General features: G+C 69.3%; 18 protein-coding genes. 11 read left to right on the top strand and 7 right to left on the bottom strand.

The genetic code is table 11. From position 1 onward, the window contains the following. A partial coding sequence (locus FGD71_RS01035) for a L,D-transpeptidase (RefSeq protein ID WP_140935787.1) occupies positions 1-732 on the top strand: 732 nt, incomplete at its 5' end. Positions 733-840: 108 nt separating this feature from the next. Further along, positions 841-1,917, top strand: a complete 1,077-nt coding sequence (gene nicT, locus FGD71_RS01030) for a Nickel transporter NicT (protein ID WP_119098437.1) — start codon at positions 841-843, stop codon at positions 1,915-1,917. Here nicT and FGD71_RS01025 read toward each other — a convergent pair. After that, positions 1,898-2,332, bottom strand: a complete 435-nt coding sequence (locus FGD71_RS01025; RefSeq protein WP_162930986.1) for a luciferase domain-containing protein — start codon at positions 2,330-2,332, stop codon at positions 1,898-1,900. The two genes, nicT and FGD71_RS01025, sit on opposite strands and share 20 nt — an antisense overlap. Before the next feature lie 232 nt (positions 2,333-2,564). On the opposite strand from FGD71_RS01025, the gene FGD71_RS01020 reads away from it, so the two are divergent. After that, the gene (locus FGD71_RS01020) at positions 2,565-2,966 is read left to right on the top strand and encodes a YybH family protein (protein WP_119098436.1); all 402 of its coding nucleotides are present in this window, start codon (positions 2,565-2,567) and stop codon (positions 2,964-2,966) included. A gap of 45 nt (positions 2,967-3,011) precedes the next feature. On the opposite strand, the gene FGD71_RS01015 is transcribed toward FGD71_RS01020, so the two are convergent. From FGD71_RS01015 to FGD71_RS01005, 3 genes are all read right to left on the bottom strand, one after another. After that, a complete protein-coding gene (locus FGD71_RS01015; protein WP_119098438.1) occupies positions 3,012-3,353 on the bottom strand; it encodes an ArsR/SmtB family transcription factor in 342 nt (113 codons plus the stop codon). A 153-nt stretch (positions 3,354-3,506) separates the two neighbouring features. Then, positions 3,507-4,451: a C45 family autoproteolytic acyltransferase/hydrolase gene (locus FGD71_RS01010; RefSeq protein WP_119098435.1), complete on the bottom strand. Its 945-nt coding sequence runs from the start codon at positions 4,449-4,451 to the stop codon at positions 3,507-3,509. A gap of 118 nt (positions 4,452-4,569) precedes the next feature. After that, positions 4,570-5,274 carry a response regulator gene (locus FGD71_RS01005; RefSeq protein WP_119098434.1) on the bottom strand — a complete coding sequence of 235 codons (705 nt, stop codon included), beginning with the start codon at positions 5,272-5,274 and terminating at the stop codon, positions 4,570-4,572. 169 nt (positions 5,275-5,443) lie between these two features. Here FGD71_RS01005 and FGD71_RS01000 point away from each other — a divergent pair, with 169 nt between their 5' ends. The 5 genes from FGD71_RS01000 to FGD71_RS00980 all read left to right on the top strand — a co-directional run bounded on the left by FGD71_RS01000 (position 5,444) and on the right by FGD71_RS00980 (position 10,690). Then, positions 5,444-5,959: a hypothetical protein gene (locus FGD71_RS01000; protein ID WP_119098433.1), complete on the top strand. Its 516-nt coding sequence runs from the start codon at positions 5,444-5,446 to the stop codon at positions 5,957-5,959. Positions 5,960-6,118: 159 nt separating this feature from the next. Then, positions 6,119-7,534, top strand: a complete 1,416-nt coding sequence (locus FGD71_RS00995; protein ID WP_119098432.1) for a flotillin family protein — start codon at positions 6,119-6,121, stop codon at positions 7,532-7,534. Positions 7,535-7,753: 219 nt separating this feature from the next. Continuing rightward, complete coding sequence (locus FGD71_RS00990; RefSeq protein ID WP_119098431.1) at positions 7,754-8,239, top strand: cation:proton antiporter regulatory subunit; 486 nt, start codon at positions 7,754-7,756, stop codon at positions 8,237-8,239. 7 nt (positions 8,240-8,246) lie between these two features. Continuing rightward, the gene (locus tag FGD71_RS00985) at positions 8,247-9,482 is read left to right on the top strand and encodes a cation:proton antiporter (RefSeq protein ID WP_119098430.1); all 1,236 of its coding nucleotides are present in this window, start codon (positions 8,247-8,249) and stop codon (positions 9,480-9,482) included. A gap of 140 nt (positions 9,483-9,622) precedes the next feature. Next, positions 9,623-10,690: an FkbM family methyltransferase gene (locus FGD71_RS00980; protein ID WP_119098429.1), complete on the top strand. Its 1,068-nt coding sequence runs from the start codon at positions 9,623-9,625 to the stop codon at positions 10,688-10,690. A gap of 116 nt (positions 10,691-10,806) precedes the next feature. On the opposite strand, the gene FGD71_RS47195 is transcribed toward FGD71_RS00980, so the two are convergent. Genes FGD71_RS47195 through FGD71_RS00970 form a run of 3 tightly spaced genes read right to left on the bottom strand, consistent with a single transcriptional unit; the run spans position 10,807 to position 12,736 of the window. Continuing rightward, a complete protein-coding gene (locus FGD71_RS47195) occupies positions 10,807-10,965 on the bottom strand; it encodes a hypothetical protein (RefSeq protein WP_162930985.1) in 159 nt (52 codons plus the stop codon). Next, positions 10,962-11,777 carry an ABC transporter permease gene (locus FGD71_RS00975; RefSeq protein WP_119098428.1) on the bottom strand — a complete coding sequence of 272 codons (816 nt, stop codon included), beginning with the start codon at positions 11,775-11,777 and terminating at the stop codon, positions 10,962-10,964. The genes FGD71_RS47195 and FGD71_RS00975 overlap by 4 nt, the downstream gene beginning before the upstream one ends. Next, the gene (locus FGD71_RS00970; RefSeq protein ID WP_119098427.1) at positions 11,774-12,736 is read right to left on the bottom strand and encodes an ATP-binding cassette domain-containing protein; all 963 of its coding nucleotides are present in this window, start codon (positions 12,734-12,736) and stop codon (positions 11,774-11,776) included. Before FGD71_RS00970 ends, FGD71_RS00975 begins: the two co-directional genes overlap by 4 nt. 216 nt (positions 12,737-12,952) lie before the next feature. Between FGD71_RS00970 and FGD71_RS00965 the strand changes: the two genes are divergently transcribed. The 3 genes from FGD71_RS00965 (at position 12,953) to FGD71_RS48260 (ending at position 15,047) form a co-directional block, all read left to right on the top strand. Further along, a complete protein-coding gene (locus tag FGD71_RS00965; protein WP_119098426.1) occupies positions 12,953-13,690 on the top strand; it encodes a GbsR/MarR family transcriptional regulator in 738 nt (245 codons plus the stop codon). Positions 13,691-13,812: 122 nt separating this feature from the next. Next, positions 13,813-14,667, top strand: a complete 855-nt coding sequence (locus FGD71_RS00960; RefSeq protein ID WP_205571065.1) for an IS5 family transposase — start codon at positions 13,813-13,815, stop codon at positions 14,665-14,667. Between the two features lie 206 nt (positions 14,668-14,873). After that, positions 14,874-15,047 (top strand): hypothetical protein, encoded by a 174-nt coding sequence (locus FGD71_RS48260; protein ID WP_240436325.1) that lies wholly within the window; start codon positions 14,874-14,876, stop codon positions 15,045-15,047. Positions 15,048-15,618 lie beyond the last annotated feature (571 nt).

Here is a 15,618-nt window from a genome sequence, read left to right as displayed (position 1 = left end):
CACCCCCAGCCCGACGAGCCCCCGCCCAGCGAGGGCGCCGGGCCAGGCCGCTCCGAACTGGCCGCCGCGCTCGACGAGTTGGCCCGCGCCCATGAGATCGCCACCCACGAGATCGCCGTACCCGTCCACGGCACGGAGATCCGCCGCCGCGCGGTACGGCGTCGGCGGCGCCGGCATGTCTCTCTGGCGGCGGTCGGGGCGAGTGGTCTGACGGCCGTGTTCCTGGTTCTGACGATGGCCTTCACCGGCGAGGATCACGGCCACTCCACTCCGCCCGCCGCGACGTACAGCGCGCCCAAGCCGCCGCGCGCCGATCCAGGGTTCGCCTTTCGCGGGCGCGCGGCCGCCACGGTCGACCTCTCCCGGCGCGAACTGGTCTTCGCCGGCCGTATCCTGCCCATCTCCTCGGGCACGGCCGAGGCGCCCACCCCGACGGGACGTATGACGGTCACCGCCAAGTACAAGGTGAGGGCGCTGCCCACCGACTCGGGTGACTCGGCCGGCTCGGGGCCGTACGAGGCGAAGACCCCGTGGGTGATCCAGCTCCGCGGCCCCCAGAACCGTACGAACTACATCGTCGCCCTCACCGTCGACCAGAAGGCGCCCGGCAACTACGACAGCACGACGGGCTGGATCGGGCTGCGCCGCACCGATGCGCAGTGGCTGTACCAGCGCCTGGACCGGGGCGCGGTGGTGGCGGTGGTGAGGGCGGCGGCGCCGACACCGTCCTAGACCAATACCTGGACCGACCTTTACTGCGACTTAGTTGCAGGTGAGAACTATCGGCACAAGAGTGCTCTCATGTCCCTTGGCAGTCCTTGGCAGCGTGTACGTGTATCGATGAGCCGGAGAGAGTGGGGCCGGGTCGGCGGCATGGCCGCTGTCATCGTCGCGCTGCACGTCGTCGGCTGGTTCACACTCGTCGTCCTCGTGACCCCCGAGCACTACAGCATCGGGACGAAGTCCTTCGGGATCGGGATCGGCGTGACCGCGTACACCCTGGGCCTGCGGCACGCCTTCGACGCGGACCACATCGCCGCCATCGACAACACCACCCGGAAGCTGATGGGTGAGAGGCAGCGGCCGCTGTCGGTCGGCTTCTGGTTCTCGCTCGGGCACTCCAGCGTCGTCTTCGCGCTGGCGTTCCTGCTGTCGCTGGGCGTCAAGGCACTGGCCGGGCCCGTCGCGGACGACGGCTCCGCACTCAACAGCACCACGGAGCTGATCGGCACGACCGTGTCAGGGACCTTCCTGTACGTCATCGCCGCGATCAACCTCCTCATCCTCGCCGGGATCTGGAAGGTCTTCCGGCGGATGCGGCACGGCCACTTCGACGAGGCCGCGCTGGAGGAGCAGCTGAACAACCGAGGCTTCATGAACCGGCTCCTGGGGCGCGTCACGAAGTCGGTCACCAAGCCCTGGCACATGTATCCGCTGGGCCTGCTCTTCGGGCTCGGCTTCGACACCGCCACGGAGGTCGCGCTGCTGGTGCTCGCCGGGTCAGGGGCGGCGTCCGGGCTGCCCTGGTACGCGATCCTGTGCCTGCCCGTGCTGTTCGCGGCCGGGATGTCGCTGCTCGACACGATCGACGGGTCGTTCATGAACTTCGCGTACGGATGGGCCTTCTCCCAGCCCGTACGGAAGGTCTACTACAACCTCGTCATCACCGGCCTGTCCGTCGCCGTCGCCCTCCTCATCGGCACCGCCGAGCTTCTCGGCCTGCTCGCCGGGGAGTTCGGCTTGCACGGGATGTTCTGGGACTGGGTCGGCGGGCTCGATCTGAATGCCGTCGGGTTCGTGATCGTGGGGCTGTTCGTCCTCACCTGGGTGATCGCCCTGGTGGTGTGGAAGGTGGGGCGGATCGAGGAGAAGTGGACGGCGGGGCGCTCGGTCGGCGTCAGTGGCCGTGCGGCATGAGCCGGTCCACCACGCGCCGTGCCGCTCCCGGGCGCGGACGGGGGACCGTCGGCCGGGCCGGCGGCCGTTCCCAGTCGCACGGCGGTGACGTGCGCCGTGGCTGCACCGCACCGTGCTCCTTCAGTGCGACGCTCACGAGGCCCAGCAGGAGCTGGACGTCCGCGTCGCAGTCGAGGAGGACGGTGATCCAGGCGGCGCCGGGGCGCACCCGGATGGCACTGCTGTGGAGGAGTTGGGGGAGCAGGCGTTCGATCGCTGTGCGGGTGAGGTAGAGATCGGCGGAATCGTCGGAGTGGAAATGGACGATCTCGTGTCCCGACGAAGCGAAGGCATGCCCAACTGCGCACTTGGGCGGGCCACTTACCAGGTTCGGCCAGCTCTCCAGGAGAGCCATGGCGCGATGGGCCGCGTTCATAACCCCATCCTTGCGTACCGGCCACCTGGCGGACTACCCCCGTCCATTTCTCACTCGTCATGTGCCAGGTGCCCCTTGCCACTCGTACCTCACCCGAGGCCGGTTCACGCGTCCGTCAGCACCTCGCGGGTCAGGAACTCGGGTGGCGATGACTTCCGGCGTGCGGTGGAGTCCTGAGAGTGAAGGCCGCGAAGGAGACGATGGCCGCGAAGGAGAAGGAGGAGGTCCTGTCATGAAGGAAGACGAGGAGCGGATCCGGGAGCTGATCGAGCGGTGGGCCGCGGCCGTGCACGCCGGGGACCTGGACACCGTCGTGGCCGACCATGCGGACGACATCGTGATGTTCGACGTGCCGCCGCCGCAGAACGGCGTCCGGGGCATCGAGGACTACCGCGCCACCTGGCCGCCCTTCTTCGAGTGGCAGGCCAAAGGCGCCTGTTTCGACATCGTCTCCCTCGACATCACGGCGGGCACGGACGTCGCCCACGCCCACGCCCTCCTCCGCTGCGGCACCCCCGACGAACTCTCGGCCCACCCCGAGACCCGCCTCCGCCTCACCCTCGGCCTGCGCAAGGAAGCGGGCCGGTGGGTCGTGACCCATGAGCACCACTCGTTCCCGTACGTGGACGAGTAGGGCGGCAGCAGGCTCGTTGATCAGCGGGTTGATCAGCGGATCGGGCTACCGCGCGGTGAGCAGCTGCCCCATCGCGGCCAGCACGCCCGGCTCGACGCGGTAGTAGACCCAGGTGCCGCGGCGCTCGGAGGTGAGGAGGCCGGCCTCCTTGAGCTTTTTCAGGTGGTGGGAGACGGTCGGCTGGGAGACGCCGACGTCGGAGATGTCGCACACGCAGGCCTCGCCGCCCTCGTGCGAGGCGACCAGCGAGAAGAGGCGCAGCCGGACCGGGTCGCCGAGCGCCTTGAACATCGCCGCGGTGCGCTCGGCCTCCCCGGCGGTCAGGGGCCGCTCGGTCAGCGGCGGGCAGCACGGGGCCGCGGGCTCGTCCAGAACCGGCAGCGCCATGCCATCCGCCGGGGCCAGGCGATCCGCCGGGTCCATCCGGTCCCTCAGATCCACACCGCTCGAATTCGACATACGTCTATGTTGACACCTGTCGATGTGATGCGGCAAGCTCCGCGGCCCGGCCCTCACGAGGTGCAGGAGGCCAGGAGGACCTCAGCCCGCCTGGCCGATCGTCACCGTGCGCGTGCCGGCAGCGAAGGCGGTGAAGGACTGTTCCCAGCTCTCGGTGGGCCAGTGGTAGGTCACGCGCCCCTCGGAGGGGCGGTAGGCGGCGGTGTAGACCGTGCCCATGCCCTTGTCGTACGCGGACTGGTACAGCGGAGGCTTCAGCATCGCGGGGACATCCACGCCCGCCGTCCGGACCGCGGCCAGGCGCTCCTGGGTCCGGGTGAACTGTTCCTGCTCGTCAGGGACCGGCAGGTGCTGGTGGTTGGTGGCGCAGGCGTCCGGCGCCTCGGTCAGCGGGATGTCGGGGCCGACGAAGACGGTCACGGCACGCTCGGCGTCGACGAGGGTGACGTTCTGGGGGATGCCGATCGGTATGGGGCGCAGCTTGTCGAGTGCCTCGTCGATCGTCTCGCAGGTCTCCAGCAGATAGCGCAGTACGACGATGATGGCGAAGCCGGGGCCGTGGACGAACCGTCCGCCGAAGGTGAGTGAGGCGGCGAGGCCCGCGTCGTTCATCCCGTCCAGCAGGCCCCAGCCGGCGTCCTGCATGCCGATCACGGGCCGGAGGAAGTGGGAGGAGACGATGGTGCCTTCGCAGTCGTCGGGGTCGAAGTCGTAGTTCCGCAGCAGGGTGCCGCCGACGCCGGTCTGGGAGCAGCCCGCGAAGAACGGCCGCAGGGCCGCGAGGGTGAGGAAGGTTTCGCCCCCGGGCCGGTCGAGTTGGCCCGCGAGCCGGTCGAGCACCGGGACCAGTTCCGGCATATGGGTCTCGAACAGCTTCCGGGCTCTGGTCGCTCCTTCCGGGGTCCGGCTCTCCTCGGTCATCCAGCCCTCGGCGAGCGGCCACATGGGCTGCGTATGGGCGGCCCAGCGCCCGTCGGTGCCGTCGCCGACTTCGATGGCACGGAAGGTCTTCTGCTGCTGGGGCACGTGTTGCCGCTCCCTCGGTGGGGTGGACAGGGTGAGGTGGGCAGCAACTTATCGAATTCCAGTACGAATTCACCAGACTGCGGATCCCGCTGGAACGGGCGGCGTCACGAAAGCTGCGTCACGAGGTCGGCGTCGCGTTCCCCGTTTGCCAGGCCCAGGCCGCGATTTCGACGCGGTTCCGGGCGGCCAGCTTGAGTTGGACGCTGGCGAGGTGGGTCTTGACGGTGGACAGGGAGACGTACAGATCGGCGGCGATCTCCGCGTTGGTGCGACCGAGGGCGACCAGGCGGACGACGTCCAGCTCGCGGTCGGTGAGCGGCTCCTGGGGCTGTGCCGGGGTCGGGGCGAGGGGCGCCGAGGTGGTCGTCGGGGCCGTCACGTGCTTGAGAAGCCGGACCGTGACGGAGGGGGACACCAAGGAGTCGCCGGCCGCGGCGGCGCGGACCGCCTCCGCGAGCAGAGTGGGGCCTGCGTCCTTCAGGAGGAAGCCGCAGGCGCCGCCGCGCAGGGCTCCGTAGACGTACTCGTCGAGGTCGAAGGTGGTGACCACGACGACCCGTAGGGGGTCCGGGACGTCCGGGCCCGACAGCAGCCGGGTCGCCGCCAGGCCGTCCAGCTTGGGCATGCGGATGTCGAGCAGGCATACGTCCGGCCTGATTTCGCGGGCCAGCGCCACCGCCTGTTCCCCGTCCGCCGCCTCGGCGACCACGGTGATGTCCGGTTGTGCGTCCAGGAAGAAACGGAAGCCGGTGCGGACCATGTCCTGGTCGTCGGCGATGAGGACGCGGATGGGATGGTCGCGGTCGCGGTCGCGGTCGGTCATGGGCTGATCCTGCCGTAAGGGGCCGAGCGGTGAGCGTCGGGCCGGTCGGCACCCCTGGCTCATCACTCCTGGCCGGATACTGCCGGAGAACGGCAATCTGTGAGAACTTACGCATCTGGAGGATGCCGGTCGGCGGGGGCCATCGGCGCACACGGGGGAGGTTGGCCGGATGAGTGTGTTTCTCGGTCTCGGCATCGGGGGGCTCGTTCTGCTGGTCCTGGCACTCGTCTTCGACGGCGTGCTCGAAGGGCTCTTCGACGGGGTCGGTGTTCTGGACGCCCTCTTCGACGGGCTGCTCTCGCTGCCGGTCATCGCCGGGTTCGTGTCGATGCTCGGTTTCGGCGGCGCGCTCGTCCTGGGGACGACCGGGCTCGGGACCGGGCCAGCCCTTGCCGCGGGCGTCGGCGCGGGTGCCGGGGCGGGCTGGCTGACCTGGAAGTTCAGCCGGGCCCTGATGCGGGACGAGCCCGCCACCACCCCGCGCGGTGAGGACCTGGTCGGCTCCTCGGGCTCCGTGGTCACCGCGATCCCGGCCGACGGCTACGGCGAGGTGCTGGTCTACCTCGCGGGCCAGCCGGTGAAGTACGCGGCCAAGAGCGCCGTTCCGGTGGCGCGGGGTGCCGAGATCTGGGTCGAGGAAAACCTGTCGCCGACGTCGGTGGCGGTCCGCCCGGTCCAGCGCTGACCCGCGGCCGTATCGCCGCACAACGCTTCGTCACACAACGTTTCGCCGCACAACGTTTCGTCACGATCGGCCACGCGTCAGGCGTGCCGGTCCACCTGTCCACCGCACATCATTCGCGCTGATCCGCCGTCCGGGGGGATGGCAAAAAGGGAAGTCATCATGAGTCCAGTCCTCATAGCCGTCGTGGGAGTCGTCGTACTCGTCGTGCTGCTCGCACTCGTCGTCGTCACCCGTTACAAGGTGGCCGGCCCGAGCGAGGCGTTCATCGTCACCGGCCGACGGGGCAAGAAGGCCACCGACCCGTCGACCGGCCGGGTGTTCACCGACAACAGCGGGCAGAAGGTCGTGGTCGGCGGCGGCGTGTTCGTCGTGCCGTTCGTGCAGCAGAAGTTCACGCTCGACCTGTCCTCGCGGCACATCCCCATCGCGGTGCGCGGCGCGGTCACGCTGCGCGGCGTCAAGGCGAACCTCGAAGGCGTCGCCATCGTCAAGGTCGGCGGCACCGAGGACTCCATCCGCGCCGCCGCCCAGCGGTTCCTGATGCAGCAGGACGGCATCGTCGGCTTCACCCAGGAGGTGCTCTCCGGCGCGCTGCGCTCCATCGTCGGCCGGATGTCGGTGGAGGACATCATCCGTGACCGTGCCGCGTTCGCCGGGCAGGTCGCGGAGGAGGCCGAGGCGAGCCTCTCCGGGCAGGGCCTGGTGCTCGACGCCTTCCAGATCCAGGACATCACCACCGAGGGCTCCTACCTGGAGGACCTGGGCCGGCCGGAGGCCGCGCGGGCCAAGCAGGAGGCCGACATCGCGGAGGCGGTGGCCCGGCGCGCCGCCGAGCAGGCGCGGCTGAAGGCGGAGGAGGAGATCGCGATCGCGCAGCGGACCTTCGCCCTCAAGACGGCGGAGATCAAGGCCGAGACGGACGAGGCGGCGGCCCGTGCCGCGGCCGCCGGTCCGCTGGCCGAGGCGGCGCGCCGCCAGGAGGTCCTGACCGAGCAGGAGAAGGTCGCCGCACGGCAGGCCGCGCTGACCGACCGCGAGCTCGACACCAAGGTCCGCAAGCCCGCCGACGCCGCCCGCTACCAGGCCGAGCAGGAGGCCGAGGCCCGTCGGATCGCCCTGGTCAAGGAGGCCGAGGCGGATGCCCAGCGGGCCCGGCTGACCGGTGAGGGCGAGAAGGCTCACCGTGCCGCGCTCGCCGACGCGGTCCGTATCGAGGGCGAGGCGGAGGCCGCCGCGATCGGTGCGAAGGGTGCCGCCGAGGCGGAGGCCATGCGGAAGAAGGCGGACGCGTTCTCCCAGTACGGCGACGCGGCCGTGCTCCAGATGCTGGTCGAGGTGCTGCCGCAGGTCGTCGCCAAGGCGTCCGAGCCGCTCAGCGCGGTCGACAAGATGACGGTGATCTCGACGGACGGCGCGAGCCAGCTCTCGCGTACCGTCGCCGACAACGTCGCCCAGGGCGTCGAACTCCTCAGCTCCACCACGGGAGTCGACATCGCCGAGTTGCTGAAGGGCATCACCGCGGGCAAGCCGGCCGTACCCGCGCAGCCCAACGGGCAGATAGAGGTGACCGGCTGACCCCGTGCGCATCGCGCATCGCGCACCGCGCACCGCGCGGCGGGGCGTCCGCCACCTGACGCCCCGCCGCGCCCCTCCTGGCCTCACGTCGTCCCGGCACCCCGCCGAACCTGACCTGCCCCGATACCCACGGCACCGGACGCCGTACCCGATGCGTACGGTGCGTACGGTTGGTGGAGAAAGCAGCTGGACGCATGGGACACGGACAGGGGAACAGCCATGGGTACTCCACGCCTGAGCAGTACGCCGTTGCCGGGGATAGGGGTGCGCTACGACCTGACGACGCGTGAGCAGCGCCGTCTGTCGGTGGTCGCGCACCGCGACGGCGGGCGGACGCTGAGCGCGTACCGCACGGACGACCCGGACGCCTGCGACCTGTCCGTGCGGCTCACGCCGAACGAGGCGGCGGCGGTCATCGACGCCCTGCTGCCCGCCCATCACAGCCCGAGCCTGCTCTCCACCACCGAGCTGGGCCTGGTGGCGGAGCGGATCGAACTGGCCTCCACCGCGCACTGGAACGGGCGGCTGCTGGGCGAGACCCGGATGCGTACCGAGACCGGCGTATCGATCGTGGCCGTGCTGCGCCGTGCGGAGGCCATCCCCTCCCCCGGCCCCGACTTCCGGCTGGCCGGCGGGGACACCCTGATCGTGATCGGCACCCGGGAGGGCGTGGAGGCGGCAGCGGCGATACTCGGACGGGAGTGAACGGCCGGTGCACTCCTCCGCTGTCTTCCTGATCGAGTTCGGCGCCATCATCCTGGGCCTCGGGCTGCTCGGCCGCTTAGCCGGACGCTTCCAGTTCTCCCCCATCCCGCTCTACCTGCTCGCCGGTCTCGCCTTCGGGGAAGGCGGGCTGCTGCCGATGGGCGCCAGCGAGGAGTTCGTCGCGATCGGCGCCGAGATCGGCGTCATCCTGCTGCTGCTCATGCTCGGTCTGGAGTACACCGCCAGCGACCTGGTCTCCAACCTCAAGACCCAGTACCCGGCCGGACTCGTCGACGCCGCCCTGAACGCCCTGCCGGGCGCGGCCATGGCGCTGCTGCTCGGCTGGGGGCCGGTGGCCGCGGTGATCCTGGCCGGCGTCACCTGGATCTCCTCCTCCGGCGTCATCGCCAAGGTCCTCGGCGACCTGGGCCGGCTCGGCAACCGCGAGACGCCGGTGGTCCTGAGCATCCTGGTCCTGGAAGACCTCTCCATGGCCGTGTACCTGCCGATCATCACCGCGCTGCTGGCCGGGACCGGCCTGGCGGCGGGCAGCGTCACCCTGGCCGTCGCGCTCGGTGCGGCGGGGCTGGTGCTGGTGCTCGCGGCGCGCTACGGCCGCCACATCTCCCGTCTCGTCTCCAGCGACGACCCCGAGAAGCTGCTGCTGGTGGTGCTGGGACTGACCCTGCTGGTCGCCGGGCTCGCCCAGCAACTCCAGGTCTCGGCGGCCGTCGGCGCGTTCCTGGTCGGCATCGCCCTGTCCGGCGAGGTCGCCGAAGGCGCGCACAATCTGCTGGCCCCGCTGCGGGATCTGTTCGCCGCCGTGTTCTTCGTCTTCTTCGGCCTGCACACCGACCCCTCCAGCATTCCCCCGGTGATCCTGCCCGCGCTCGCCCTGGCGCTCGTCACGGCCGGCACGAAGATCGCGACCGGGTACTGGGCCGCCCGGCGTGCCGGGATCTCTGCCAAGGGCCGCTGGCGGGCGGGGGGCACGCTGGTCGCGCGCGGCGAGTTCTCCATCGTCATCGCCGGGCTGGCCGTCACCTCCGGCATCGAGCCGTCCCTCGGGCCCCTGGCCACGGCGTACGTCCTGATCCTGGTCGTCCTCGGCCCGCTCACCGCCCGCTACACCGAGCCTCTGGCCACCCGCCTGACCGCCGCGCGGCGCGGCAGGCAGCCGGCACCGGCGCCGGCCGGGACCGAGGACGCGCCGGAGCCGGCGGCCGGCGGGCCTCGTACATGAGCGCGGCATGAGGATGCCATGAGGATTGGATGAGGATGGGTTCGGTCGCCGCGACAACCCCATCCTTATGAACAGAAAGTTATGGAATCAGTTCAACGAGGCCACGGCGCGGGCCGGGGTACGCGTGTAAGGCTGTCTGGATGCAGACCCTTTACCGACGACTGCTCAATCTGCTGCCCAAGTTGGGGATGCAGGTGCTCGATCTTGGTCCGGGAGACGCGCTGGTTTCCCGGCGTGGTGGCCGTACCCGGCTCCCTGTGGGGCAGGGGGCGGATCTCCTGGCTCGCCGCAACGGCGGTTACGCGGTGACTCAGGTGGGCGAGGACACCTGGGTGATCGCCCGCGATCGGCCCGCGGGGGCGAAGGCCAAGGCGAAGGCGAAGGCCAAGCCCCAGGCCGAGGCCCAGGCGAAGGCTCAGGCCCAGGCGAAGGCCGTGGGGGCGTGGGAGAGCGTGCGGCTGGGCGACACCGGGGCGCACCTCTTGCTCGACCCGCAGGCTTCGGCCGGTGACGAGCGCGTGTTCCAGCTGGCGGCAGCCGAGTATCTGTGTGCCCATCATGTGACCGCGCTGCTGGACAAGTACGAGGTGAACTGCGTCTTCGACGTGGGCGCCAACGCCGGGCAGTACGGCAGCCGCTTGCGCCGGCTCGGCTACACCGGCCGAATCGTTTCCTTCGAGCCCACCTCCGCGGCGTTCGCCAAACTGCAGAAGAAGGCGGCGAACGATCCCGACTGGTGGGTGTTCAACTTCGGGCTCGGCCGTGAGGACGCCACGCTGGACATCCACGTGGACTGGAACTCCATGAACTCCCTGCTCCCTCCGACCGATTACGGCCGGGGCCGCTACAAGCGGTTCGCGAAGTCGAACACGGAGCAGATCGAGATTCGCCGCCTCGAAGCGGTGATGGAGGAGGCGCTGGACGGCCTGGCCGATCCCCGGCCCTACCTGAAGATGGACACCCAGGGGTACGACCTCGAGGTGTTCGGCGGCGCGGGAAAGCGGATCGAGGAGTTCGTGGGCATGCAGTCGGAGGTCGCCCTCCTCCAGCTCTACGAGGGCAGCCCCCGCATGCACGAGGCCGTCGCCGTGTACGAGGACAGCGGCTTCGAGATCACGGGGATGTACCCGGTGACGCGCGAACCGGCCACGGGGCGTGTGGTGGAGTTCGACTGCGTAATGATGCGCGCGGCTGCCTCCGGCGGTTGACCGGTCTCGCTTTCTGCCGGTGGGTGGGTCGGGGTCGTGTGCCGGTACGTCCGCCCGTCGCCGCGGGGGCGTACGGCCGTGGGCTGGTAAGTAAGTACGGGTGTCCTGAGAGGGCGTTAAGTCCGTTTCTGGTAGCGGCCTCGTCCGGGTTGGGTGAGGAAGCCCTGGCGGACGAGACGTCCGAGGGGCCTGCGGGTGATGTTGACGGTCGCCTCGTCGGTGGGCATGCCGAGGAGTTCGTGCAGTTCACGGGCTGACGCGACGAAGACACTCACTTGGTGGGCTCGCGGTTGTAGAGCTTCTTGGCCCATAGGTAGCCGCCCAGAGAGATTAGGGCGCACCAACCGGTGGCCAGGATTGCGCTGTTGCCGATCGGGGTGCCCATCAACAGCCCGCGCAGGGTTTCGATGAATGGGGTGAATGGCTGGTAATCGGCGAACCATTTCAGCCCTGCGGGCATCGAGTCGGTGGGGACGAACCCGCTACCCATCATGGGCAGGATCATCAGCGGCGTCAGCATGTTGCTCGCGGTGGCGACGCTCTTTGCGACCATGGCCAGTGCGACCGACAGCCAAGTGAGCGCGAGGATAATCATTACGAGGACGCCGATCGCGCCGAGCCATTCGCCGAAATCCGCGGTCGGCTCGAATCCCACCAGCAACGCGACCCCGATGACGGCAGCGATACTCAGCAGGGTCTGGATCAGGCTGCCCAACACGTGACCGGTGAGTACCGAGACCCTGGCGATGGCCATGGTACGGAACCGGGCGACGATGCCCTCGGTCATGTCGATGGCTACTGAGATCGCCGTGCCCTGGGCCGCGGTCGCCACAGTCATCAGGATGACGCCGGGGACGACGTAGTTCACGTAGGCATCCCGGCCGCCCGACGGCCCGCCAAGGCCAGTGCCGAGGATGCCGCCGAGAACGTAGACGAACAGCAGCAGGAAGACCACCGGAACGCCGGCGGCCGTCAGAATGAGCGTCGGATAACGCAGCATGTGCCGCAACTGGCGGCGCAGCATGGTCGCCGAGTCGGCAAAGGCGTGGGAAACAGCAGTGGAAACACTGCCTGAAACGGCGCTCATCGGGCGGGCTCCTGTTCCATGACCGGGTTGCCCGTCAGGGCGAAGAAGACGTCATCGAGATCGGGGGTGTGAACCTGCAGTTCGTCCACGGTGAGCGAGGCGTGGTCGAGCCAATCCAGCAGCGCGCGCAACGACCGGACATCGCCCTGACTGGGGACCCGCAGGGTGCATGCCTCATCGTTGCGGGACACCACATCCAGCGTCCGGGCCGCGTGATCGTAGCCGCGTGGGTCGGCGAAGCGCAGGGTGATGTGGCCGCCGCCGAACTGCCGCTTGAGCTCCTCCGGCGAGCCTTCTGCGACCAGCTTTCCCTGGTGCAGCACCGCGATCCGGTCGGCGAGCTGGTCGGCCTCCTCTAGGTACTGGGTGGTGAGGAAGATCGTGACGCCCTCGTCGGTCACCAGCCGGCGGATGATCTCCCACATGGTCCGCCTGCTGCGCGGGTCCAGCCCGGTGGTCGGCTCGTCGAGGAAGATCACGCGGGGCTGGCCGACCAGCGTCATCGCAAGGTCCAGGCGGCGGCGCATTCCGCCGGAATACGTCGCCGCCGGCTTGCGGGCCGCGTCCTCCAGATCGAACCGCGCCAGCAAGTCCTTGGAACGCTGCCGCCGTTCCGCGCGGGGCAGGCGGTTCAGGTCGGCCATCAACAGCAGGTTCTCCTGGCCGGTGAGGAAGCTGTCCACCGCCGAGAACTGGCCGGTGACGCCAATCGCGGCACGGACCGCGTCCGGATCGCGGACCACGTCCTGGCCGACGACCCGCATTTCGCCGGCGTCGGCGCGGATGAGCGTGGACAGGATCTGCACCACGGTGGTCTTGCCGGCGCCGTTCGGGCCGAGCAACGCGAAGACAGATCCCGCGGGGATGTCGAGGTCGATGCCGTCGAGCACCACATGGTCGCCGTACGCCTTGCGTACTGCAGTCGCCGCGACCGCGGGTTGACCGAGATCGGTAGTCATGGGTTCACTCCCGCTGGTGAGATCCGGCGCCATGCGAACGCCTTTACATTTCAGCGAAAGTTACGTTGCATACACAAGACCGTCAATCGCATCCATGCGATGCAACGACATAGTTGCAGGTAGACAGGATCAAATTATTGCGTGACCCATGTCGACTAATGCAACGGCGTTGCGTTGCATTAACCTGGCCCCGACGCCGATAGCGGAGGACACGCGATGCCCGGTGACAGACTCACCCTCCAGGACCGACAGCAGATCGCCGCAGGCCTGCGCGAGGAGTTGACCTACGCCGCCATCGGCCGCCGCATCGGGCGGCCGACCTCCACCGTCACCCGCGAAGTGATGCGCAACGGCGGGCCGCGCCGCTACCACGCCGAGGCGGCCGACCGGGCCAGCACACGACACGCGCGTCAGCGCAAGACCACTCCGCCGACACCGTCAACAGGAAGGGCCCACCTCGGCGGGCGCGATCCACGACTCGTGGACGAGGTGGCCGCGCAGAGCATGGAACTGATGATTCAGGCGGGGCTCCCACAGATGATGGCCAGGGTGCTTGCCGCGCTCTTCACCACCGACAGCGGCAGCCTCACCTCCGCGGAACTCGTGCAGCGCCTGCACGTCAGCCCCGCCTCCATCTCCAAGGCCGTCGGCTACCTGGAAAACCAGGCACTCATCAAACGTGAACGCGACCCTCACAGCCGCGCCGAATGCTACGTCGTCGACGACGACGTAGCATTCCAATCTATCTTGGCCAGCGCGCGCAACCAAACCCAGATCGCCGAGATTTGCAAGATCGCAGCCCAGAAACTCGGCACCACCACCCCCGCCGGCGCCCGACTGGAGAACACCAGCCAGTTCCTCCTCCACGTCATCGACGACCTGGTCCGCTCAGCCCAGCACTGGCACATGATCTACCCCACCCATCTTCGGCAGACGTCCGAAACCGACGACTGAACAGATCACGTTGGCCTCAGAAGACGGTTAAGTCCGATCTTCCTCGGTTCGTGATCGCTCGATCGTGGTAATGATCGTCGCGCGGGCCACCTGTTGGACATGCCCATGTTCAGATGTGGGACATGGAGCGAGAGCCGTACCCGAGCGACTTAGCGGACGAGCAGTGGGCATTGATCGAGCCGATGATCACGGCCTGGAAGCAGAGCCGGGTGGCGCGGTCGGCGACCGGAAATCCCGGGTCCTGCGACCTCCGGGAAGTCGTGAACGCGATCTTCTACCAGAACCGGACGGGCTGCCAGTGGCGCTATCTGCCCCATGACTTCCCGGCCTGGTCTGCGGTGTTCTACTACTTCGGTCTGTGGCGCGAGGACGGGCTCGACCAGCGGATCCAGGAACTCCTGCGCTGCGAGGTGCGGGAGAGAGCCCGCCGATTGGAGGACCCGTCCCTGGTGATCATCGACACCCAGTCCGTGCGCGCGGCCGCCGGTGTCCCGAAGACCACGACGGGACTGGACGCCAACAAGAAGGTGTCAGGCCGCAAGCGGGGACTGGCCGTCGACGTGCTGGGGTTGATTATCGGCGTCGTGGTGCTGGCTGCCTCCGTCCATGACAACGCCGCCGGTACCACCCTGCTTGACCAGGCGGCCGAGCGGTGTGGGATGCGTCTGGAGAAGGCCCTGGTGGACCAGGGCTTCAAGGACGAGGTCATCATCCACGGGGCGCTGATGGACATCGACGTCGAGGTCGTCCGCCGCAACCCCGAAGACCAGGGCAAAGGGTTCGTCCCGCAGCCCAAGCGGTGGGTGGTCGAGCAGGTCAACGGCACATTGATGCTGCATCGCCGCCTGGCCCGCGAGTACGACCACCGCCCCGACACCTCCGCCTCACGCGTCTACTGGGCGTCCATCGCGAACATGACTCGCCGCCTCACCACATCCGCCCCGACCTGGCGCGACACCCTCGGGCTGGCCGCGTGAACGTCATCGAGCTCCTGGCAGCCCTCCAGGCCCAACGACGAGACCACGGCCCGGGCCGGCGAACTACGCGACCAGATCGAGCACTTGACCGCCGCCCTCGCCGAGGCCGAAGCCCGACTCGCGGACCTGGCCACCACCCGGAAGGTCATCGCTCAACGCGTCCCACCCGGGACCGAGCCCGATCCACCCACCGCCTCCAGACCATCGTGAACGCCTTCAACCAGCACCCCGACCAGGCATTCAGAGCCCGTGAACTGCACGAACTCCTCGGCATGCCCACCGACGAGGCGACCGTCATCACCCGCAGCCGCCTAGGACGCCTCGTCCGCCAGGGCTTCCTCACCCAACCCGGACGAGGCCGCTACCAGAAACGGACTTAACGCCCTCTGAGACAAGCCGTACGCGACGGGCGATGACGCACCGGCACACGCCCCCTCCCGTGCGTTGGCGACTGCGGCCGGGTGCCCCGATCCGGCCCCAGGTGCGCCCCTTTTAGGGGCGCGGGGAACTGCGCGACCAGCCACAGCCGTCCCGCAGTCGATGTACGACGCCCACCCGCCTTCACGCCTTCGCGCGCGGGGGTGCGCGTGTTGGGGGCGCGGGGAACTGCGCGACCAGCCACGGCCGTCCCGCAGTCGAAGTGCGACGCCCACCCGCCTTCCCGCCTTCGCGCGCGGGGGTGCGCGTGTGGGGGGCGGGGGGCACTGCGCGACCAGCCACGGCCGTCCCGCAGTCGAAGTGCGACGCCCACCCGCCTTCACGCCTTCGCGCGCGGGGGTGCGCGTGTTGGGGGCGCGGGGAACTGCGCGACCAGCCACGGCCGACCCGCAGTCGAAGTGCGACCGGGGGTCTGGGGGCGGAGCCCCCTTCAGATGGCGCCGGAGGCCCGGAGGGCCTCGATGTCGGCCGTGCTGTGTCCCAGTTCGGCCAGGATGGTCTCGGTGTGTTGGC

The organism is Streptomyces sporangiiformans (assembly GCF_005768555.2).
Classification (GTDB): Bacteria; Actinomycetota; Actinomycetes; order Streptomycetales; family Streptomycetaceae; genus Streptomyces; species Streptomyces sporangiiformans.
The sequence above is the reverse complement of the archived record's forward strand: the minus strand, read 5'-3'. Positions and strand labels throughout refer to the sequence as shown.

Bases quoted from the DNA above. Each gene is read 5' to 3' on its own strand.
- FGD71_RS01000 (WP_119098433.1), top strand. From the start codon at position 5,444: ATGAGTGTGTTTCTCGGTCTCGGCATCGGGGGGCTCGTTCTGCTGGTC.
- nicT (WP_119098437.1), top strand. From the start codon at position 841: ATGAGCCGGAGAGAGTGGGGCCGGGTCGGCGGCATGGCCGCTGTCATC.
- FGD71_RS00960 (WP_205571065.1), top strand. From the start codon at position 13,813: ATGGAGCGAGAGCCGTACCCGAGCGACTTAGCGGACGAGCAGTGGGCA.
- FGD71_RS00995 (WP_119098432.1), top strand. From the start codon at position 6,119: ATGAGTCCAGTCCTCATAGCCGTCGTGGGAGTCGTCGTACTCGTCGTG.
- FGD71_RS01015 (WP_119098438.1), bottom strand. From the start codon at position 3,353: ATGGCGCTGCCGGTTCTGGACGAGCCCGCGGCCCCGTGCTGCCCGCCG.
- FGD71_RS00990 (WP_119098431.1), top strand. From the start codon at position 7,754: ATGGGTACTCCACGCCTGAGCAGTACGCCGTTGCCGGGGATAGGGGTG.
- FGD71_RS01025 (WP_162930986.1), bottom strand. From the start codon at position 2,332: ATGAACGCGGCCCATCGCGCCATGGCTCTCCTGGAGAGCTGGCCGAAC.
- FGD71_RS00970 (WP_119098427.1), bottom strand. From the start codon at position 12,736: ATGACTACCGATCTCGGTCAACCCGCGGTCGCGGCGACTGCAGTACGC.
- FGD71_RS00975 (WP_119098428.1), bottom strand. From the start codon at position 11,777: ATGAGCGCCGTTTCAGGCAGTGTTTCCACTGCTGTTTCCCACGCCTTT.
- FGD71_RS01005 (WP_119098434.1), bottom strand. From the start codon at position 5,274: ATGACCGACCGCGACCGCGACCGCGACCATCCCATCCGCGTCCTCATC.
- FGD71_RS00980 (WP_119098429.1), top strand. From the start codon at position 9,623: ATGCAGACCCTTTACCGACGACTGCTCAATCTGCTGCCCAAGTTGGGG.
- FGD71_RS01020 (WP_119098436.1), top strand. From the start codon at position 2,565: ATGAAGGAAGACGAGGAGCGGATCCGGGAGCTGATCGAGCGGTGGGCC.
- FGD71_RS00965 (WP_119098426.1), top strand. From the start codon at position 12,953: ATGCCCGGTGACAGACTCACCCTCCAGGACCGACAGCAGATCGCCGCA.